The following is a 19,690-nucleotide window of genomic DNA, read 5'->3' on the forward strand; positions in this document are numbered from 1 at the left end:
GGATCGGTCACGAAGGCATCCTGTCGCCGAGGAGTGCCAGATTCTCGATGGCGGCGAGGCCGTAGAGCGCTGTGTCGTTCGTGTAGACCCAGTTGGCCTCGCTGCCCGGCACCGGCGTGACAGGGCCGCTCAGCTTCTCCGTCTTCCAGGGCGAGGACTCGGTGTAGCCGTCGGAGCCGTAGAACTTCGTCCAGGCGCGCGTGGCGAGTTGGGCATCGCCCGTCTGTACCGCGGCGTACGCGTCGAGGCGTGAGTGGCCCTGGAAGAGCAGCAGGGTGCCGAAGTTGGTTCCGTAGCGGGCGGCCTGCTCGGCCTTGGTGGCGTTGAAGTAGCGGCAGTAGTCGAGATACGCCTCCTTGAAGGCGGGCAGGTCGACGAGATCGATGAGCTCGGCGCACAGTTCGTTCAGGCCGAAGACCGCGGAGAGGTGCGAGACGCCGACCACGGGCTCCGCGGCGACGGCGAACCGGCCGGTGTCGAGGTCGTACAGGCCGGTGCCCTGGACGAATCCGTTGGGCTGCGCGGCGATGGTCTCCATCGTCGACAGCACGCGCGCCTTGGCCTTCTCCCACTTGGGGCCCTTGCGCTCCCACTCGGTCAGCCACGCCGAGACGAGCCCGCTCCAGTCCGTGCCGAAGCCGATCGACAGCGCGTGCCGGTCGGGCGTGTAGGGCTCGGTGCGGATCTTGCGGATCGGGTCGAGGACGAGGAAGGTCTCGTCGGAGTCGACGTTGGCGTGCATGAGATCGCCGACCCGCTCGTCGGCGGTGAGGAAGTAGTAGTAGCGCCGGTAGGTGGTGTTGGCGATGCGCTGCTGCTTGGCGCTGTCCGCGTAGTGCTGCACACCGTGCCGGGTGCCGAGGCCGGCCCACTGGCCGAGGTGGTAGACGTCGACCTCGCCGGTGTGCCGGGTCATCGCCTCGGCGAAGCGGAAGATGTCCGCCCGGCCGCTGCGGAGGTACGCGAACCACAGCCAGAGGTCCGGCGACAGTTCGGAGTTGTCCCAGGCGTAGCCGCCGACGTCGTAGCGCCACTGGTGCCGGACCGGGTCGTACGAGTGCATGATGTCGCCGTAGTCCCAGAAGCCGTACCAACGGCGCATCTCCACCTGGTCCTTGTAATAGGTGAAGAGGAAGTCGAGGTGGTCCTCGATCTTCGCCTTGGCGGGCGTGGACCGGTCGGGCTCGGAGTAGAGGCCGGGACCGAAGACCTTCGCCTTGATCAGCTGCTTCGGCGGGACGGCGAGCTGCGGCAGCACACGTACGGCGTCGACCTGTTCGGCGAGCTTCTCGGGTGTGGGTGTCGACTCGTCGGCCCAGAAGAGGAGTTCCGATGTCCGGGCGATGCCGTAGGGGGTGCCGAAGCCCGGCTCGTAGTCCTCGTAGGTGATGTTGAGGCCTTCGAGCTGTTCGGCGTACGTGTCCTGGCCCATGCCGTCGTGGTAGAAGCGCAGGTCCATGGGCTGCGCCTCGGGCGACCAGAGCCAGAGGGTGACCTCGGCCTCGTCGGTGTGGGCGTCCCGGATGTCGAGCTGGGCGGGGAACTTCTCCCAGAAGTCCCGCAGTCCGAAGGAGAATCCGCCGCTCGGCCCGCCGACGTAACCGAACCCGGAGGCGCGCCGGCCGCCGCCGGCACCGATCCAGCCGTACCCCTTCTTCGTGCGCTTGCGCAGGGAGAAGCCGTCGGCGGAGAGCTGGGAGAGGGTGTAGTCGCCCCACTCGGGGATGTACTGGAGCCGGGTGGTGACCCGCTGGTCCCAGGTGGACGGGTCGGGCAGCTTCTCCCCCGCGAACTGGGCGGCCTGGACGGCCGCTCCGGGGTCGCGGCGCAGCCCGGTGACGCCCTTGACGGCCTCGCGCAGCAGACCGGTGCCGTCGCCGCCGATCCGGATGTGCCGGTCGTAGGCGGCGTCGCGCATCGGCACGGTGAAGCGGACGCCGAGCCCGCGGACGAAGTCGCCGCTGCTCTTCCCGGGCTCCTGCTTTCCGTCGAAGGTGATCGTGTGCACCATGCGGAAGGAGTCGGCGCCCGCGTAGAAGTACAGGCGGACCGAGAAGGGCAGCCAACTCCGTTCGCCCTTGCGGTGCTTGCCGTCGATGCGGACGACGGCCCGCACCGGACCCTCCTGTTCGACCTCGACCGCGGAGATCGCGCTCTCGAAGCGCTCGAACTTCTCGGCACCCTGGTCCTCGTCCTCGATCTCCTGCTGGCGGATGACAACGAGGCGGCCGTTCCTGGCGACCTCGGTCGTGCCGCGTGTCACTGACTTGACCAGCGTGGAGCCGCTCTTGCCGATCCTCGCGGTGATGACCCCGGTCGAGACGGCGATGGTGCCGCCGCTCTTGCCGACGGTGACCCTCCGCTCCGGCGCGGTGGGCTCCCCCGCGGACAGCGTGAGCTTCCCCGCATCCGAACTCACCGCGTGGGCGGTCCACTTGAGGGAACCGTCCGGCCAGTAGGCGAGCGGCCAGGACTGCGCGGGGACGGCCTTGCCGTCGGCGTCCGCGAGCGCGAACGTCTGGTCCGGCTGGTACGTGCCCTTCGGCCAGGGAACGCCGACGGTGGAACCGGGGGCGGCACCGAGGCCGCCGTCCTCCAGCCAGTCCAACGTCACCGGGTCCGCGTCCGCGGCCTCGGCGCTGGGGGCGGCCTGCGCGTTCGTGGCGCCCGGGGCCCAGCTGAACCGGGCGGCGGCTCCGGCGACGGCGGCCGCCTTCAGAAGGGACCTGCGGGGGATGGGGGACATGGCCTTTCCTTTCCCTACGGATAGTCAGGGGCATGACAGGTTTGGGCCTGGAGCTCGGGGCTCCGGCCCGCGGGAGGAGGGCTCAGCGTCGCCGCCGGCGCTCCTCGACGGCGACGGCCGCCGCCGCGACGGCCCCCAGGACGGGAATCGCCAACGGCGCGACGAGCAGGGCGGAGCAGGCCACCACGACCAGCCCGCCGACGAGCAGGAAGGACCCGGCGGGATCGAGGACCGTACGGCGCGCGGCATCCGCGAGCAGGTCCCGCCATGCCGCCCCCGGCTCCCAGACCGCGGCCGCGCGCAGGCCGGCGACGGCTCCCCCGATCAGGGCGACCAGCCCGACGGCCCCGACGAGCGGACCACCGGGGATTCCGGCGCGCACGGCCTGGACGTCCACCCAGACCGCCGCCGCGAGGGCCCATCCGCCTGCTCCGACCAGCCAGCCGCCCCGTACGGCCGCCAGGAAGTCCGCCACGAACTCCCGCCATCCGCCGCCGTCGTGAGCCGTACGCCGACGCAGATGCCGCGCGCCGGCCGCGAACGCGGCGGGAAGGGTGACGAGCGGCAGCGCGGCCATCGTGATCCACACGCCGGTGAGCAGACACTCCGCGAAGACGGCGAACCTCTCGGCGAAGACGGATTCCCGGGATGTCCTGCGGGCCTCGGCCGCCCTTCCGCGACGCGTCGCACCATTCCGCCGCGGCGCGCTGCCCCGCGCGGTCGCCCCGGCTCCAGCACGCGATCTCGGGCGGGTGACGGCCATCTCAGCCCTTCAATCCCGACGTCGCCATACCGTCGATCAGATACCGCTGGAAAGCGAGGAAGAAGAGGAGCACCGGCAGCAGCGCCACCAGCGACATCGCGATCATGCCGCCGTAGTTGGCGACCCCCTCCTGGTCGCGGAACATCATCATGCCGAGCGAGACCGTGTACTTGCCGGGCTCGTTGAGGTAGATCAGCGGGCCCATGAAGTCGTTCCAGGCGTTGATGAAGGTGAAGATCGCGCTGGTGATGAGAGCCGGACGGCACAGCGGCAGCACGATCGACCAGTAGATCCGCAGATGCCCGCAGCCGTCGAGCCGCGCCGCCTCGTCCAGCTCGCGCGGCAGGTTCCGCATGAACTGCACCATGAGGAAGACGAAGAACGCCTCGGTGGCCAGGTACTTGCCGATCAGCAGCGGCACATAGGTGTTGACCAGCTCCACCTTCTGGAACATCACGTACTGCGGGATGAGCAGCACGTGATACGGCAGCAGGAGTGTGCCGATCATCAGCGAGAAGAGCAGGTTCCGCCCCGCGAACCGGATCTTGGCGAAGGCGTACGCGGTCAGCGAGCAGGAGATCAGGATGCCGACGACGGAACCGAGGGCGTAGAAGAGGGAGTTCTGGAAGAAGGTCGCGATCGAGATGTCGGCGATGCCGTCGGCCAGCCCCTCGAAGTTGGCCAGGATCGGGCTGGTCGGAAAGAGATCCAGGCTCCCGATGATCTCGCGGCTCGGCTTGAACGAGGCACCGAGCACCCACAGCACGGGATAGAGGACGACCGCGAGGACCAGCAGGGCCCCGATGTGCCAGGCGAGCGAGCCGGTGCGCCTGCGTCCGGACCTCCCGGGGCTTCCCGAGGCGGTCGCGGCGGCGGAGCCGAATGCCTTGCCGGTGATGCCGCTCATCGGGCGTCCTCCTCGTAGTGCACCCAGCGCTTCTGCGACCAGAAGAGAACGGCCGTCACCAACGCGACGGCGAGCAGCAGCATCCAGGCCATGGCGGAGGCGAAGCCCATCTGGGACTCCTTGAAGCCCTTCTGGTAGAGGTAGCAGGTGTAGACGAGCGTGGCGTCGGCCGGACCGCAGGTGGTGTTGGACACCACGTACGCCGAACCGAAGATCTGGAACGAGTGGATGGTCTCCAGGAGCACGTTGAAGAACAGCACCGGCGAGATCATCGGCAGCGTGATGCTCCAGAACCTCCGCAGCGGTCCCGCGCCGTCCACCTCGGCAGCCTCGTACAGCTCCTTCGGCACCTGCTTGAGCCCCGCCAGGAAGATCACCATGGGGGCGCCGAACTGCCAGACGGTGAGCGCGACCAGGCTGTAGAGCACCCAGTCCGGGTCGCCGACCCAGCCCCCGGTGTGCAGGCCGAAGAACGACTGGGCACGGTCCACGGCGGCGTCGTCGGAGAACAGCGCGCGCCACACGAAGCCGACCGAGACGCTCGCGCCGATCAGCGACGGGGCGTAGAACGCGGCCCGGTAGAAAGCCTGCCCGCGGCGGCTCTGCGCGAGGAGCAGGGCCACCCCGAGCGCCAGCAACAGCTTGAGCGGCGTCCCGATGACGACGTACTTGGCCGTCACCTCGACCGACTTCTGCCACCGGGGATCGCCGAACATCGTCGCGAAGTTGTCGAAGCCGATCCATTTCGGCGAGCTGAAGAGGTTGTAGTCGGTGAAGGCGAAGTAGAGGGAAGCTGCCATCGGGCCCGCGGTCAGGAGCAGGAAGCCCGCGATCCAGGGTGACATGAAGAGATAACCGGCGAGATTCTCCCGGCGCCCCCGCCGCCTTTCGGCGACGGGGGCCGCGGGGCGCATCTCCGGCGCGTCGGGCGGAGAGTCCTTGACGAGCGTCACGGCGGTTCCCATCAGACGGCGAGGGCTGTCTTCGCCTCGGAGAAGAACTGCTTCACCGCGTCGGAGACCTTGGTAGTGCCCTGCGACATGTCACCGCCGATGCGCAGAAAGGCGGATTCGACGGTGTCGGCACCGGCCGGGTGCGGGGTGATCGGGCCGAGCACGCCGGCCGCGGCGACATCCTGCTCGTACTGCGCGATGGCCTTGCTGGGGGCGTCGGACGGCTTGAACGCCTCGTACTGCTCGGTGGTCGCCAGGATGCCGCGGTCGTAACCCATGATCTTGCCGACCTCGGGGTCGTGGACCATGAAGTTGATGAACTGGGCGACTTCCTTGGGGTGCTCGGTGCGTGCGGAGGCGCTGAGCATCAGGGAGGCCAGGTACTGGCCGGTCTGCTTGCCGTCGGTCGTCGGGATCGGCGCCAGGCCGTAACTGCTGTCGCCCTCGGCCGTGTAGCGGACCGTGAAGTTGTCCCAGGTGAACTCGGAGGCGGCGTGGCCCGCCGAGAGCGACGACTTGGGCTTGTCCTGCTCGACCCGCTTGGGATCGGTGATGATGCCGGCCTTGACGCGGTTGTAGCCGTCGGCCCACCACTCCGTCAGATCCGCCTCGTCGAAACCGAGTCCGTCCTTGGTGAAGAACGCCTTGCCGTTCTGCCGGAGGTAGAGGTCGTACAAGTACATGATGCCGAAATAGCCGGTGTCGCCCGCCGTCTTCTGGCGGTCGTGAATCTTCTTGAGCGCGGCGAAGTACTCGTCCCAGGTCCATCCCTGCTTCGGCTCGATGCCGGCCGTCTCGAACACCTTCTCGTCGATGACAAGTGACATGGTGTTGGATCCGACGGGAATACCGAGCTGCTTTCCGTCGACCTGACCGACCTTCTCGACTCCGGAGCGGAAGTTTTCCAGGCTGAGATTTCCGGCGTCTATCTGGGACTTGAGGTCGAGCAGGATCCCTCGCTTGTCGTACTTCCGCAGAAATCCGACGGCGTTCTGGAATACATCCGGCGGATTTCCGCCGGCGGCCTGGGTCTGGAACTTCTCCCAGAAGGCCACATAATCCTGGAAGTCCGTCTTCACCTTGATCTTCGGATACTTCTTCTCGAAGAGCGCGATGGACTGGTTGATCCTCTTCGCCCGCTCGTCCGCACCCCACCAGGCGTAGCGGATCGTCACGGTCCCGTCGCCGGCGCCCCCGCCGTCCCCACCGCACCCGGTCGCCGCGGCCAGCCCCAGTGTGGCCAGCGAAGCTCCGGCGGTCTTGAGGACCGTCCGCCTCTCGACACTCCCGTTGTTTCCCACTGTCGGGCCTCCCCGCAACGTCGCCGCCGCCTGCATGAATCGTTTCAAGTAAGCGCTTGCTGGCACAAGCTACGGAGGGCTTTCGGGCGCGTCAATGATTCGGACAGGAATTGATGTGCGGCGCCTCGATCCCGTCGCGCCGGGCTCCGTGGCGGGAGCGACGCATGCGAACAGGAGTACGCAGGTCGGGCCCGCGCGATCGACCGATCGAACAATTCTCCGGCGATGAGGCGGGCATCACGCGCGGCCGAAAAGGTACTGCTGTCACGGGTGTTGGCGTCGGGCATGGGAACGGAGCGTGATGGGTGGGGGGTTGATGTCGGGGGCGTTGGTGCCGGGAGAGGTGGTGCTGCGAGGGGGGCGGACGCAGGGATGGCGGGTCGGCTGATGCCGGGAGGCCGCCGGGAGGGGCGGTATCGGGGTCGGTCGAGTTGGCCCGTGGCGGTGGGGTTCGGCTCGGCCGGGCTCAACTCGATTCGGGCGACGGGGGATCGGCCAGGGGTGAACGGGTGGGCCCAAGTCGATCCGGTCGGCTCGGGCCGGCCTGGTCGGTTGGCCCTGACCCTGACCAGGTCGGCTTGGCTCAGCTCGGCCCTGACCAGGTCGGCTCAGCTCGGCCCAGACCAGGTGGGATTGGCCAGCTCGACCCGGACCAGGTCGGCACGGCTCAGCTCGACCCGGACCAGGTCGGCTCGGCCGGCTCGGCCCTGACCAGTCGGCACGGCCGGCTCGACCCGGACCAGGTCGGCTCGGCTCGGCCCAGACCACTCGTGCCCCGCCGGCACAGCCCTGCCGTACGCCCCTGACGGCACAGTCCGCCCCGGCTCAAGAGACATGGGCCGGAGGGGTGTTCGCCGAGATGTCGGCTCGGTGCCAGGACGCCCGACTGGATGCCACGCGGGTGACGCGAGTGCCTCAAGAGGCGGGCACCGAGCTGCCGTTCCGCGATGGCGAGCCGCCCGGAAAGGCCGTCCAACAGGCACCGTCGGCGAGATGTGCGTACACGGCCTGGCAGGGCAAGCCGAGCACTCGACCTCGTGGATCGACGCAGGTCAGGCGGCCGACCGACACGTCCACCCGGACCCCGAATCCCTCGCCGTACGGCAGGACCCGAACGCCGTACCGCGATGCCCGCATGTCGCACAAAGGTGCCCACTCCCCGCACCGGCACCGGCACCGGCAACCGGCAACCGGCAACCGGCAACCGGCGTGACATACCGAAACACCTGCGCCCCACACCAACAGCTGCGCGCCATGAGAGGGCTCCGCGCTCAGCCCCGGAGCGACGGCGTCCACCTCGGCGCCCCGGACCGCACGCACCGCCCGAGCCGCTCGCCCTCACCCACGCAACCGCGACCCGCCACGACCCGGCATCTGCGGCCACAACTGCGACGCGGCGGCAGCGGCGGCGAAGGTCGTGCTCCAGCGGACGCCGGACACGGGAGGGCCACCGCGTTCAGCCCGGAGACCAGGACGACGCGCTCGACGGACCGACCTCGGACGTGCCACGACCCAGGCATGAGCCGTGCCGGGGACCGCGCAGGGGCGAGGGCGCCGGCGGCACCCGGCGGCGAGGCCAGGCCCGAGCCCCCGGTGCCGGACGCCCGGCCCTCCCGGCCGCCCCGGCCGTCCTCGCGACGACGAAGAAGGCCCCGCTCCACGATGCCGTGGAGCGGGGCCGTCTGTCGTATGTGTGGGCGATACTGGGTTCGAACCAGTGACCTCTTCGGTGTGAACGAAGCGCTCTCCCGCTGAGCTAATCGCCCGGGCGCAGGGAGAACATTACCCCATGTCAGGGGGTGGCTCCGACCAGCGGAGTCGGCTCGGAACAGGCCCGAGCCGACCTCGTCATTCCTTGATGTTCCACGGCATCTCGAAGCCGAACTTCCAGAGGTACACGCCGACGAGGACGGCCACGATCACGAGGCCGACCGTGGTGAGGATGATGTTGCGGCGCCGGACCTTGGGATCCAGCGCGCGCTGCGTCGCCTCCGTGACCTTGCGCTTCGTCCAGCGGAGCACCAGCTGGGCCCAGACGAACTCGGTCGCCCAGATCGCCATGCCGCCGAAGATCACCAGCCAGCCGGGACCCGGCAGCGGCAGCATCACCACGCCCGCGCCGACGACCGCGAGCCCGATGATGAAAACACCCACCTGCCAGCTCACGTGCAGCGCGCGGCGCGCCTTGATGAATTCCGGCGCCCGAGAACCGAGCGCTCGCTCATTCTTCGCCTCGTCGTCCGCCATGGCGACCTCGCCCGGCTCGTCACTCCCCGTATTCATACGACCAAACCCTACCCGAGAGAAACCGGTCACCGGAATGGCCCTATCCGACGAAGGCGCCCTCGGCCGGATGAGTTACATAAAGACACGCAAAACACTCAGAGGGGTTTACAACGGCACCGTAGGTGGCATGTCGATTTCGCCGACGTGCGAATCCCCGAGCGCACACTGAGCGAAAGGCCCTGGCGCTTATGAACACCACGGTCAGCTGCGAGCTGCACCTGCGCCTCGTTGTGTCGAGCGAGTCCTCACTGCCTGTACCCGCAGGACTGCGGTATGACACGGCCGATCCCTACGCCGTGCACGCCACCTTCCACACCGGAGCCGAGGAAACCGTCGAGTGGGTGTTCGCCCGCGACCTCCTCGCCGAGGGCCTGCACCGGCCCACCGGTACCGGCGACGTCCGAGTCTGGCCGTCCCGAAGCCACGGCCAGGGCGTCGTATGCATCGCCCTGAGCTCTCCGGAGGGTGAAGCCCTGCTCGAAGCCCCTGCGAGGGCCCTGGAATCATTCCTGAAGCGAACGGACGCAGCCGTGCCCCCCGGCACGGAACACCGGCACTTCGATCTCGACACGGAGCTCTCACACATCCTGGCCGAGAGCTGACGCGTCACCAGAGCCGCCCGGCGCCGTCCACTCGGGGAGACGGCTCGGGCCTAGACAACCGCATAAGGCACACACCGGCGCCGACGTCGCGGAAAGTCCGCGGCGGCGGCGCCGGTGCGCGTCCACCGCCCTGGACCCACCCGGCCACCCCCACGGGCCGGCATCCACCCGGCCACCCCCGCCGGGCACACGCCTCCCGCTCCCCCGCAGTCACCACCCGTCACCATCCGTCATCACCTGCCACTTCCCCTCAGGCGCTCCCCTCCGCCGGACACCGTTCCCTCTCAGGCGTCACCTTCCGGGGCACCCCAGGAGGCTCGGCCGCCCCGTGCCCGCAGGCCTTCCCGCGACGGGCTCCCGCCCCCGCGAACGCCCGCCCGTCTCCACCGCGCCGGGAAGCCACTACCATCGGCCAGCATCGGGGCGGGCACCCTCGCCCGACCCCCAGGCCAGGGAGCGAATCGTGCTGATCACCCACGACACCCGGTGTGCGCTCGACGCCGTGGTGGATCTGGTGAACACCGCGCCGGAGGACGAGACGGCGGACGGGCTCGCCGATGTCCCGTCCCTCGCCGACTTCGTGCGAAAGCACGACATCAGCGATGTCGGCGTGCTGTCGGAGCACGATCTCGCGGCCGTGCACAAGGTGCGCGACCACTTCGCCGGGATCTTCGCCGCCGACGATCCGCGTGTCGCCGCCTCGCTCATCAACCAGCTGGTCGCCGCCGCCGGCACCACGCCTCGGCTGACGGACCACGACGGCTACGACTGGCATGTCCACTACTTCGCGCCAGGCGCCTCGGTCGCCGACCATCTGGCGGCCGACTGCGGGATGGCGCTGGCCTTCTTCGTGGTCGCCGGAGAGCAGGAGCGACTGCTCCGCTGCGAGGCCCCGGACTGCCGACGGGCCTTCGTCGACCTCTCCCGCAACCGCTCCCGCCGCTACTGCGACAGCCGCACCTGCGGGAACCGGCTCCATGTGGCCGCCTACCGGGCGCGCCGCAAGGAAGCCGCGGGCTGAGGCCCGACAGGACACGGACGGACGGCCGAGAGGCCGGCAGGCCCAGGACAGGCGACCGAGAGCCCGGAAGGCTCACGGATGACGGGCAGGCTCACCGGCCGGCGTCAGGCGGGTCGCGTGAAGGGATGGCCGGGCGGCGCTCCGGAGTGGGCCGGGCTGACGGAGCCCTCGGCGGGTGACGCCAGGGGCTCCGTGTACAGCTCAGAGCAGCAGCAGGTCATGCAGCGAAGCCATGAGCAGCAGACAGCCGATCACCGCAAGGAAGATCATCAGCGGCGGCTGGGAGAGCGCGAAGAGACAACCACGCCGCTCCTCGGGCGGGGCAGCGGTGTCGCTCGGTGTTGTGTCCAGCATCTCGCGGGCGATGATGACGCAGGGAGCACCCCCTCCGCGATCAACACGCCCGGAATATACGGGAGTTCGCTGGATCATGTGACGGGCGCGCTCGAACGTGAACGGTTCCGCGCATTCACCGTCCGACGCGCGTGCGATCTTGGGTCTCGGCTCAGCCGGTCAGATGCCGTGCTTCTTCAGGATCGCCTCGATGTCGCTGAAGTCGTCCCCGGAACCTTTGGCCCGCGGTGTCGCGGCGGGCCGGGCGACGGTGCCGGTGCCCTGGCCCAGCGAGGGGGCCGAGGCCGCGGGAGCCACCACCTCGCGCTGAGCGGCGGCCTTCGCCGCCTTGCGCTCCTTCCGCGTCCCCCCGCCGCGACGCTCCACGGCACGGGTGATCATGAACAGCAGCCAGGAGCCGCCGAGCACCACGAAACCGGCCCACGCGGTCGGACTGAACGCGGTGTCGGCCAGCCAGCCGACCACTCCGGTCATGACCAGGCCGATCGGCACCAGGGAGTACGCGGCTATCCGGGCGGCCGCCAGGAAACGCTTGCGGTAGGCCGTCACCGCGGCGATGCCCAGGCCGGCGACGGAGACGGCGGAACAGACGGTCTCGGCGATCATTCCGGTCCTCCAGGCAGGGCTCGGTGGGGCTGAGTGGTTCGTCCCTTCCATCCTGCACCGCTCCATGCCCGGTATGCCATGGTCCGGGCAGACCTCAGGGAGATCTCCGGGTAGTCGTCCTCCCCAGGTCCCGGTTGGGCCACCCCCTTCCGGGGCTGGGAGACTGGGTCCCATGAACGACTCCTCCCCCGTGCCTCCGGTCCCCGTCGTCCTGGACGTCTGGTGTGAACTCCAGTGCCCCGACTGCCGTGGCGCCCTCGCCGACCTGCGCGCGCTGCGTGCCCGCTACGGCGACCGTCTCGAGCTGCGGCTGCGGCACTTCCCCCTGGAGAAGCACAAGCACGCCTTCGCCGCGGCGCAGGCCGCCGAGGAGGCCACCGAGCAGGGCAGTGCCTGGCCGTACATCGAGGCCGTGCTCGGTCGGGTGGAGGAGCTGGACCGCGGGGGCGAGGCCTTCCTGGTCGAGATCGCGCGGGAACTCGGCCTGGACGCCGAGGAGTTCGACACGGCCCTGATCGACGGCCGACACATCCTGATCGTCGACGCCGACCAGGCCGAGGGCAAGGCGATCGGTGTCACCGGCACCCCGACGTACGTCATCGACGGTGAGCGTCTGGACGGCGGCAAGAGCCAGGAAGGACTGCGCGAGCGGATCGAGGAGATCGCCGACCGGCTGCTCGCCGAGCGGGCCTGAGCCCCGCGCCGAGCCACCCGGCCGGCCTGCCACGGGGGCTCGTTGGGGAGCGCACCACGGCTAGAGCAGCCTCTTGTACAGGTGGTACGCCGTCGTCTCGTAACCGAGTGACTCGTAGAGCCGCTCGGCCGGGGTGTTCCCAGCGAAGACGTTGAGGCCGACACGGCTCGACCCGACGGCCATCGCCTGTGCCTCGGCAAGCCGCATGAGCGTCCGCCCGTGACCGCGTCCGCGCCGGTCGCCGCGGACCGCCACGTCGTAGACGAAGCTGCGCCCGTCCCGGTCGCCCAGCCAGAGCTCGCCCACGGGGACACCCTCGTGCTCCAGGACGCTCAGCCGCATGTTCGCGGTGTCCGGGCCCTGGGGCAGCGCGCCGCCGAAGTCCCGGTCCGCCTTGGCGAGCGCGTCGGCCTCCGGCACACCGTGCCGGATCCAGTCCCCGGCGTACTCCTGCCGGCCCGTCCGGTCCCAGATCTCGTACTCGTCCCGGGTCATGGGCCGGTCGGCGCTGCCGGCGGGCAGCACGGGAGGGGGACCTTCGAGCACCTTCTCCATCCCGCGGTTGCGCAGGACGTAGCCGAGTGCCCTGGTGAGCTCCAGCGCCGCGGCGGCGGCGCCGGGGACGGTCACCTCGATCTGCCGGCAGCCCCAGCCGCGCGCCACTTCCTCGGCGGCCAGCGCGGCCACGGTGCCGCGACCGCGACCGCGGTCCGGCTCCTCGATGCGAAGCTCGTGGATCTTGGCGACGGCCGGCCCGAAGGAGGTGTCCGTCGCCAGGTGTACGGCGCCGACGGGACGGCTGTTCACACACACGTGGTAGCGGCGTGAACGCGTTCCGTCGGCGGCGCGCTGAAGCGGCTCGGTCGGCCGCAGTGTCGTGGTCATCAGGGGTGTTGTACCCCCTGATGCGTGCGAGGTCAGCCGAATTACCGCGCGATCAGGGGCCGGTGGCCCCTGAGGACCGTCAGGGATCGAGGTCGTCCGCGGCCCGCTCGTCGAAGACGCGCATCGCCTTGGCGGTCACCGGGCCCGGTGCGCCCGGCAGTTCACGGGCGTCGACCCGGTGCACGGCCTGCACATCGCGCAGTGTGGACGTCAGGAAGATCTCGTCGGCGTGCTCGAGGACGTCCAGCGGCAGGTCGGTCTCCTTGGCGCCGGTCCACTCGACGGTGAGGGCGCGGGTGATACCGGCGAGGCAGCCGGAGGCGACCGGCGGGGTGTGGATCTCGCCGTCGAGGACGACGAAGACGTTGGACCCGGTGCCCTCGCAGAGTTGACCCACGGTGTTGGCGAACAGCGCCTCGGACGCGCCGTGTTCACGCGCGCGGGCCAGGGCGACGACGTTCTCGGCGTACGAGGTGGTCTTGAGGCCGGTCAGCGCGCCGCGTTCGTTGCGGGTCCAGGGGACGGTGACGACCGCGGTGGAGTCGGGGCGCCGGTCGGAGGCGCCGAGCGCGACGACGAGGGTCGGACCGTGCTCGCCGCGGTCGGAGCCGAGCGGGCCGTGACCGCCGGTGTAGGTGATGCGGAGCCGGCCGAGCGGCATCGGGTTGGCGTCGAGGACGGCGGCGCAGGCACGGCGCACCTCGTCGGCGTCGGGCTCGGGCAGACCGAGGCCGCGCGCCGAGCGGGCCAGCCGGTCGAGGTGGCGGGTGATCGCGAAGGGCCGGCCGTCGACCGCCTTCACGGTCTCGAAGATGCCGTCACCCACGGTCAGCCCGTGGTCGAAGACGGAGACGCGGGCGGCCTCGATGTCCTGCAGCCCGCCGTCGAGCCAAAGCTTCACTGGTCCCTACCTCGCATGAATCTGCCGGAGCCGGACGAGCCGCCCGGCGTGGCGTTTCGGCCGCGGCCCCGGGTGTGGTCCCCGGGACCGGCTCAGGACGGGAGAGTCCCGTCACCCGCCTCGTACTCTCCCGACGCTACCGCGAGCAGCCGGGACGCCTTCAGCTCGGTCTCCCGCCACTCCCCCTCGGGGTCGGATCCCCAGGTGATGCCCGCTCCCGTGCCGAAGCGCAGGACGCCGTCGGCGCGGTCGATCCAGAAGGTGCGGATGCCGACGGCCAGCTCGCCGGTGCCGCGGTCGGCGTCGACCCAGCCGACACCTCCGCAGTACGGGCCGCGCGGCGCGGTCTCCAGGGCGTCGATGATCCGCAGGGCACTGGACTTCGGGGCGCCGGTGACGGAGCCGGGGGGGAAGGCGGCGGCGAGGAGCCCGGGCCAGCCGACGTCCGCGCGCAGTTCGCCGTGGACGGTGGAGACGAGGTGCACGAGTCCCGGGTGCTTCTCGACGACGCACAGGTCGGGCACGGTCACGGTGCCGGTGGCGCAGACCTGGCCGATGTCGTTGCGGACGAGGTCCACGATCATCACGTTCTCGGCGTAGTCCTTGTCCAGGAGGTCCGCCTCGGTGCGTCCGGTGCCCTTGATCGGGCCCGACTCGACGGAGCGGCTCGCCCGGCGCAGGAAGAGTTCCGGGGAGGCGGTGGCGATCTCGACGCCGTGGGCCGGCAGCCGGATCGTTCCCGCGTACGGTGCCGGGTTGCCGCGGGCGAGCAGAGCGGTCAGCGCGTCCACGTCCGCGTCGGGCGGGACGGGTGCGCTGAGCACGCGGCAGAGGTTCGCCTGGTAGACCTCGCCGGCCGCGATGTGCTCGCGTATGCGTCGCACGCCGGCGGTGTAGGCGGCGCGGTCGAGGGACGTGTGCCAGTCACCGGCCGCCGGGCCGCGCCACCGCCCGGGCACCGGCGCGGGCACCGGCTCCTCACGTACGTCCCGGAAGCGGGCACAGGTCAGACGCCCCTCGAAGTCGGCCGAGACGGCCCAGAAGCCGGTCGAGTCCAGGGCTGCGGGATCGCTGGTGACGTCGAGGAGACCGGTCGCGACGAGGCCGCCGAAACGGGCGAGAGGAGGGAGGTCGAGCACGCAGACGAGTCTAGGGCGGGTGTGCGGCGGGTGCCCCGACCATGTCCTCGGGGGGACAGACCGCAGCACGCTGCACAAACGCGTTTTTGTGCTGGCCGGGGAATCCGCTAGAGTTCAACTCGTCGCCGGGACGCGCAAGCGCAACGGAAACGACAAGCGGACGTAGCTCAGTTGGTAGAGCGCAACCTTGCCAAGGTTGAGGTCGCCAGTTCGAACCTGGTCGTCCGCTCGCAGGATGAGGGGGATCTTCCCGAACCCCCGCACTCCTGGTGGAGTGGCCGAGAGGCGAGGCAACGGCCTGCAAAGCCGTCTACACGGGTTCAAATCCCGTCTCCACCTCCAAGGACGATTAGCTCAGCGGGAGAGCGCTTCCCTGACACGGAAGAGGTCACTGGTTCAATCCCAGTATCGTCCACTGGTCCGCAAGGATCCCCGCGCGATTAGCTCAGCGGGAGAGCGCTTCCCTGACACGGAAGAGGTCACTGGTTCAATCCCAGTATCGCGCACGCAAGTCCAGCAGCAAGCGTGGCTCCGGCCGCGTGACCTGCGCGATTAGCTCAGCGGGAGAGCGCTTCCCTGACACGGAAGAGGTCACTGGTTCAATCCCAGTATCGCGCACCAGCAAAGCCCCCGGCCGTCTCGTACGGTCGGGGGCTTCGTCGTGTTCCGGACACGGCGGCCCGCCGCGACCGGCCGTGTCCCGGACACGACGAAGGGGCCCCTCCGCTCAGGAGGAGGCCCCTTCGGTCGTTCAGGACGAGAAGAGCATGTGGCCGAAGCTCTTGTGCCGGTGGTGGCCGCCGTGGCCGCCGTAGTGACCGCCGCCGTGCTGCGGGGCGCCCCAGGCCGGCGCCGGGGCGGACGGGTAGGCCTGCGGAGCGCCCTGGGGCGGCGGCGCCGGCTGGGACCACTGCGACTCCACTCGGGTCAGCGACTCCAGCTCGCCGTAGTCGAGAAATATCCCGCGGCAGCCGCTGCACTGCTCGATCTGGACGCCATTGCGGTTGTACGTGTGCATCTGCGCATGGCACTTCGGACACTGCATGCTCGGCTCAACTCCTCGCCGGTCGGTACTGCTTCCGCCAGGACAGACACTGCCCGGCTTCGGTCGGTTGCACCCTACGTCGCGAAACCTCGCGTCAACTCGGGCGGGGCGGAACTCATTCGGTCGCAGGCGTCGACGACGGCCTGCTGCACCTCGTCCAACGGGCGGTCCGCGGCGGCGGACTTGGCGACGGCCAGGGCCGCGGTCTGCACGGTGAGGGCGCGGGCCGCTACGTCCAGTGCGGGCCAGGGATCGCCGGTCGCGGGAACGGATGGGCCGCCCGCGGCCCGGTAGGCGGTCAGGAAGCGGAGCCACTCGTCGGGCGGGAGAAGCCCGCAGGCGTACCAGGCGGCCGGACGGGCCAGGTCCCAGGTCGGATCACCGACGCCCAGGTCGTCGACGTCGATGAGGACCCAGGGACCGTCCGGCGCGGGATGACGTACGAGCTGGCCGAGGTGCAGGTCGCCGTGGCACAGGGTCGCGGCGTCCGGCATCGGGGCCTCGGCCCGTGCCCAGCCGGGCAGCGCCGCCCAGGCGCGCAGGACCGGGGCGGCGGCCGGGTGCGGGCCGGCAGCGCGCAGGCGGGCGATCGCGCGGGCGGCCTTGGCGGGGCCCCGCATGGACGGCAGGCCGTCCGGGGCGGGGGCCCGGTGCAGGCGGGCCAGGAGGGTCGCGGACGCCTCCCAGGGGGCCGCGTCGGGGGTGTCGGGGTCGACGGGGCCGCCGTACGGCCAGAAGGTCACCCGGCGGCCGAGGAGACCGGCGGAGGCGGGGTTCAGCGGCGGCAGGAGGATGCCCGGGAGGCTCGCGGCCACGGAGAGGCGGAGGGCGAGCGCGGCGGGGTCCGTGTCCGGGGCGTGGGCCTTGGCGACGATGTCGCCGTGGCGCACGACGGTGCCGTCGTCGCGGTCCGCGAGGAGCCCGTCCTCGGCGTCGCAGGGGCAGGACGCGGCCGGCGCCGGGTGGGCCGCGCGGCGCACCGCGGCGGTGAGTGCGGGCAGCAGGGTGTCTGCGGTCACGGGTCCCCCTGGGGCTGTACGACGTCTGCCGGTGAGGGTACGCAGGTGGGAGGCGACCCCGGCACCGCGGCCACTCCGCCCCCGGCATGAAGAATGCCCGCGCAGCTCCCCAGCTGCGCGGGCATTCTTCGTGCCGTCCGCCGCACCCCCGTCCCCACGGGGTTTCATGGCCGGATGTCCCCGCCCGGACCGCTCTTCCGGGCCTGGGGCGCCGCTCAGCGCCCCAGCATCACGCCCACGGACGACGCCTGTGTGACCACCGCGTCCCAGCCGCCGAAGACGACTACGAGCAGGGCCGCCAGGGGAAGGACCATCGCTGTCGCCACCAAGGGGTGGCGCCGACCCTGGCGGGTGCCGAACGCGGCGCTGTACGCCCTGCGTCCCTGCGTGCGGAGCGCTGTCCGCGGTGCCGTGTGGGCCATGGTCCCTCTCCTGACCGAGTTTCTGTCGTGTCTGGCAGCGGCGGGTGTCTGACCTCGGGGGACGAGTGCTGCACCCGCCGCTTGACCTCAAATCTAGGCGCGCGGCGGCCGTGGGTCGTCATGCCCTCGTACCGATTGCCGGGCCTCCCGGAGGATGAGCGATGACCTGCGGACTACTCCCCTGGGTGGAGACGAGGACCCAGGTCTCAGGGTCTTCCCGGAGAGGGCGCCCGATGTGCCCCTACTGTTCCGAACTGTCCTCCCGGGGAACCGGCTGCTCGACGAGCGCCAGCACCCGGGTCGCCATGAAGCGGGCGGTCCGTACCACTGATCCGTTTCGGGTGACTTCGCTCACTTCCACGACACCTCGGCGCACCGCCGTCTCCACCCGGCGACCCGCCCTGCTGGCTACCACCTCGTACGTACGCGTCGTGTCCCCTGCGTCCACGACTATCTCCACGCGGTCACCCTTCACGGGCTCAATCCCCCTTCTGCGATGGATGGTTGGGATCACAGGCGGCCCAAAGAGCCACTGTTCGCAGGCTCCCTGACCACCTTTCAAGTTTCCCACCCGGCACTGACAATCGATCGGAACGAGAGGGCGCGGCCTCTGCGCGCACCCGGCCGCGGAAACGTAAGCTGTGGCTCGTCAAACGGACCGGGCAGCGGGGATGGACATGGCGATGATGCGCCTGAGGCGCGAGGACCCGCGTGTCGTCGGCTCGTTCAGGCTTCACCGACGGCTCGGCGCGGGCGGGATGGGTGTTGTCTATCTGGGCTCCGACCGGCGCGGCCAGCGGGTCGCTCTGAAGGTGATCCGGCCGGATCTGGCGGAGGATCAGGAGTTCCGCTCGCGGTTCGCGCGCGAGGTCTCGGCGGCACGGCGGATCAGGGGCGGCTGCACGGCCCGGCTCGTCGCCGCCGACCTGGAGGCGGACCGGCCGTGGTTCGCCACGCAGTACGTGCCCGGCCCCTCCCTGCACGACAAGGTCGCCGAGGAGGGGCCGCTGTCGGCCGCCGACGTGGCCGCCGTCGGTGCCGCCCTCTCCGAGGGACTGGTCGCGGTGCACGAGGCCGGGGTGGTCCACCGTGACCTCAAGCCGTCCAACATCCTGCTGTCCCCGAAGGGCCCGCGGATCATCGACTTCGGCATCGCGTGGGCGACCGGGGCCAGCACACTCACGCACGTCGGCACCGCGGTCGGGTCCCCCGGATTCCTGGCGCCCGAGCAGGTGCGCGGCGCCGCCGTCACCCCGGCAACAGACGTCTTCGCGCTCGGGGCCACGCTCGCGTACGCGGCGACCCAGGACTCGCCCTTCGGACAGGGCAGTTCCGAAGTGATGCTCTACCGGGTGGTGCACGAGGAGCCGCACCTGCACGGGGTTCCGGACGCCCTCGCCCCGCTCGTCCGGGCCTGTCTGGCGAAGGACCCCGAGGAGCGGCCCAGCACGCTCCAACTGTCGTTGCGGCTCAAGGAGATCGCGGCCCGCGAGGCCCAGGGCATGGCGGACGTGCGGCCGCCCGCGCCGCGCACGGATCCGGACCGGCCGACGGGGCGCCTGGCCGAGAATTACGTCGAGCAGCGCACCCAGCGGCGCCCGGGGGCCACTCCCCCGCCGCGCACCGGCGGGACGAACGGCGGATCACGGTCGGGATCGCGGCCGGCGCCCGCCCGCAACACCGGCCGCTCCGGGAGCAGGCCCGCACCGCGCAGCGGCGCCGGACGGCCCGGGCCGCGGACCACCGGAACCGGCAGGCGGCCCGCCAATCCGCGGCTGCTGCGCCAGCGGCTCTTCGTGTTCGTGGTGGTGACGCTGCTGGTCGCGCTCGGCATCGCGGCGGCCCAGGGGTGCCAGGGGCCGGCCCGCGGGCTCGACGACGGGACCCCGCGCAAGGACGTACGCCAGGAGCAGTCGTCGTACAAGCCGCTGCCCACCGGCGCTTCGACGACCGGGACGGACCGCGGCCGGCTCCATCAGGACGGCTAGAGCCTGTCCCTTCGATCACGTCGCGGTGGCGGGGTCGGGCACGTACGCCCGCTGGCGG

At 70.7% G+C, this 19,690-nt stretch carries 19 protein-coding genes and 6 tRNA genes; 9 read left to right on the forward strand and 16 right to left on the reverse strand.

Features of this window, described 5'->3' with window-relative positions:
* Positions 1 to 7: 7 nt before the first annotated feature.
* The 7 genes from ACWD68_RS09540 to ACWD68_RS09570 all read right to left on the reverse strand — a co-directional run bounded on the left by ACWD68_RS09540 (position 8) and on the right by ACWD68_RS09570 (position 8,953).
* A complete protein-coding gene (locus tag ACWD68_RS09540) occupies positions 8 to 2,746 on the reverse strand; it encodes an exo-rhamnogalacturonan lyase family protein (RefSeq protein ID WP_451805895.1) in 2,739 nt (912 codons plus the stop codon).
* Positions 2,747 to 2,828: 82 nt separating this feature from the next.
* Entirely contained in the window at positions 2,829 to 3,335 is a 507-nt protein-coding gene (locus tag ACWD68_RS09545) for a hypothetical protein (protein WP_451805896.1), read from the reverse strand.
* A 175-nt stretch (positions 3,336 to 3,510) separates the two neighbouring features.
* A complete protein-coding gene (locus ACWD68_RS09550; RefSeq protein ID WP_451805897.1) occupies positions 3,511 to 4,416 on the reverse strand; it encodes a carbohydrate ABC transporter permease in 906 nt (301 codons plus the stop codon).
* Positions 4,413 to 5,369, reverse strand: a complete 957-nt coding sequence (locus ACWD68_RS09555; RefSeq protein WP_451805898.1) for a carbohydrate ABC transporter permease — start codon at positions 5,367 to 5,369, stop codon at positions 4,413 to 4,415. Before ACWD68_RS09555 ends, ACWD68_RS09550 begins: the two co-directional genes overlap by 4 nt.
* 11 nt (positions 5,370 to 5,380) lie before the next feature.
* Positions 5,381 to 6,670 carry an ABC transporter substrate-binding protein gene (locus tag ACWD68_RS09560; RefSeq protein ID WP_451805899.1) on the reverse strand — a complete coding sequence of 430 codons (1,290 nt, stop codon included), beginning with the start codon at positions 6,668 to 6,670 and terminating at the stop codon, positions 5,381 to 5,383.
* Between the two features lie 1,694 nt (positions 6,671 to 8,364).
* A tRNA-Val gene (locus ACWD68_RS09565) sits at positions 8,365 to 8,436 on the reverse strand.
* An 82-nt stretch (positions 8,437 to 8,518) separates the two neighbouring features.
* Positions 8,519 to 8,953: a TIGR02611 family protein gene (locus ACWD68_RS09570; protein WP_451805900.1), complete on the reverse strand. Its 435-nt coding sequence runs from the start codon at positions 8,951 to 8,953 to the stop codon at positions 8,519 to 8,521.
* Between the two features lie 191 nt (positions 8,954 to 9,144).
* Here ACWD68_RS09570 and ACWD68_RS09575 point away from each other — a divergent pair, with 191 nt between their 5' ends.
* Both ACWD68_RS09575 and ACWD68_RS09580 read left to right on the forward strand, forming a co-directional pair.
* Positions 9,145 to 9,558 carry an SsgA family sporulation/cell division regulator gene (locus tag ACWD68_RS09575; protein WP_003959770.1) on the forward strand — a complete coding sequence of 138 codons (414 nt, stop codon included), beginning with the start codon at positions 9,145 to 9,147 and terminating at the stop codon, positions 9,556 to 9,558.
* Positions 9,559 to 10,021: 463 nt separating this feature from the next.
* A complete protein-coding gene (locus ACWD68_RS09580; RefSeq protein WP_451805901.1) occupies positions 10,022 to 10,579 on the forward strand; it encodes a CGNR zinc finger domain-containing protein in 558 nt (185 codons plus the stop codon).
* A 201-nt stretch (positions 10,580 to 10,780) separates the two neighbouring features.
* Here the strand turns inward: ACWD68_RS09580 and ACWD68_RS09585 are convergent, their stop codons facing one another.
* Both ACWD68_RS09585 and ACWD68_RS09590 read right to left on the reverse strand, forming a co-directional pair.
* Positions 10,781 to 10,933 carry a hypothetical protein gene (locus ACWD68_RS09585; protein WP_266756592.1) on the reverse strand — a complete coding sequence of 51 codons (153 nt, stop codon included), beginning with the start codon at positions 10,931 to 10,933 and terminating at the stop codon, positions 10,781 to 10,783.
* 159 nt (positions 10,934 to 11,092) lie between these two features.
* Positions 11,093 to 11,539, reverse strand: a complete 447-nt coding sequence (locus ACWD68_RS09590; RefSeq protein WP_451805902.1) for a hypothetical protein — start codon at positions 11,537 to 11,539, stop codon at positions 11,093 to 11,095.
* Between the two features lie 172 nt (positions 11,540 to 11,711).
* Here ACWD68_RS09590 and ACWD68_RS09595 point away from each other — a divergent pair, with 172 nt between their 5' ends.
* The gene (locus tag ACWD68_RS09595; protein WP_451805903.1) at positions 11,712 to 12,233 is read left to right on the forward strand and encodes a DsbA family protein; all 522 of its coding nucleotides are present in this window, start codon (positions 11,712 to 11,714) and stop codon (positions 12,231 to 12,233) included.
* 60 nt (positions 12,234 to 12,293) lie between these two features.
* On the opposite strand, the gene ACWD68_RS09600 is transcribed toward ACWD68_RS09595, so the two are convergent.
* From ACWD68_RS09600 to ACWD68_RS09610, 3 genes are all read right to left on the reverse strand, one after another.
* Positions 12,294 to 13,118 (reverse strand): GNAT family N-acetyltransferase, encoded by an 825-nt coding sequence (locus ACWD68_RS09600; RefSeq protein WP_451805904.1) that lies wholly within the window; start codon positions 13,116 to 13,118, stop codon positions 12,294 to 12,296.
* A 79-nt stretch (positions 13,119 to 13,197) separates the two neighbouring features.
* A complete protein-coding gene (locus ACWD68_RS09605; RefSeq protein ID WP_451805905.1) occupies positions 13,198 to 14,019 on the reverse strand; it encodes an aminotransferase class IV in 822 nt (273 codons plus the stop codon).
* A gap of 92 nt (positions 14,020 to 14,111) precedes the next feature.
* Entirely contained in the window at positions 14,112 to 15,158 is a 1,047-nt protein-coding gene (locus tag ACWD68_RS09610; RefSeq protein ID WP_451805906.1) for a chorismate-binding protein, read from the reverse strand.
* Positions 15,159 to 15,314: 156 nt separating this feature from the next.
* Here ACWD68_RS09610 and ACWD68_RS09615 point away from each other — a divergent pair.
* The 5 genes from ACWD68_RS09615 to ACWD68_RS09635 all read left to right on the forward strand — a co-directional run bounded on the left by ACWD68_RS09615 (position 15,315) and on the right by ACWD68_RS09635 (position 15,779).
* A tRNA-Gly gene (locus ACWD68_RS09615) sits at positions 15,315 to 15,387 on the forward strand.
* 39 nt (positions 15,388 to 15,426) lie between these two features.
* Positions 15,427 to 15,500, forward strand: a tRNA-Cys gene (locus tag ACWD68_RS09620).
* Position 15,501: 1 nt separating this feature from the next.
* Positions 15,502 to 15,573: transfer RNA gene (locus ACWD68_RS09625), tRNA-Val, on the forward strand.
* Positions 15,574 to 15,592: 19 nt separating this feature from the next.
* Positions 15,593 to 15,664 (forward strand) — tRNA-Val (locus ACWD68_RS09630).
* Between the two features lie 40 nt (positions 15,665 to 15,704).
* Positions 15,705 to 15,779: transfer RNA gene (locus ACWD68_RS09635), tRNA-Val, on the forward strand.
* 130 nt (positions 15,780 to 15,909) lie between these two features.
* Here ACWD68_RS09635 and ACWD68_RS09640 read toward each other — a convergent pair.
* The 4 genes from ACWD68_RS09640 to ACWD68_RS09655 form a co-directional block, all read right to left on the reverse strand.
* Positions 15,910 to 16,203, reverse strand: a complete 294-nt coding sequence (locus tag ACWD68_RS09640; protein WP_451805907.1) for a TFIIB-type zinc ribbon-containing protein — start codon at positions 16,201 to 16,203, stop codon at positions 15,910 to 15,912.
* Between the two features lie 74 nt (positions 16,204 to 16,277).
* Entirely contained in the window at positions 16,278 to 17,222 is a 945-nt protein-coding gene (locus ACWD68_RS09645; protein WP_451805908.1) for a phosphotransferase family protein, read from the reverse strand.
* Positions 17,223 to 17,437: 215 nt separating this feature from the next.
* Entirely contained in the window at positions 17,438 to 17,644 is a 207-nt protein-coding gene (locus tag ACWD68_RS09650; RefSeq protein ID WP_451805909.1) for a hypothetical protein, read from the reverse strand.
* A gap of 241 nt (positions 17,645 to 17,885) precedes the next feature.
* Positions 17,886 to 18,119, reverse strand: a complete 234-nt coding sequence (locus ACWD68_RS09655; RefSeq protein WP_389504281.1) for a hypothetical protein — start codon at positions 18,117 to 18,119, stop codon at positions 17,886 to 17,888.
* A 196-nt stretch (positions 18,120 to 18,315) separates the two neighbouring features.
* Between ACWD68_RS09655 and ACWD68_RS09660 the strand changes: the two genes are divergently transcribed.
* On the forward strand, positions 18,316 to 19,632 hold the full coding sequence (locus tag ACWD68_RS09660) for a serine/threonine-protein kinase (protein ID WP_451805910.1): 1,317 nt from the start codon (positions 18,316 to 18,318) through the stop codon (positions 19,630 to 19,632).
* Positions 19,633 to 19,690: the final 58 nt, after the last annotated feature.

The sequence above is a fragment of the Streptomyces sp. NPDC005141 genome, from assembly GCF_053599975.1.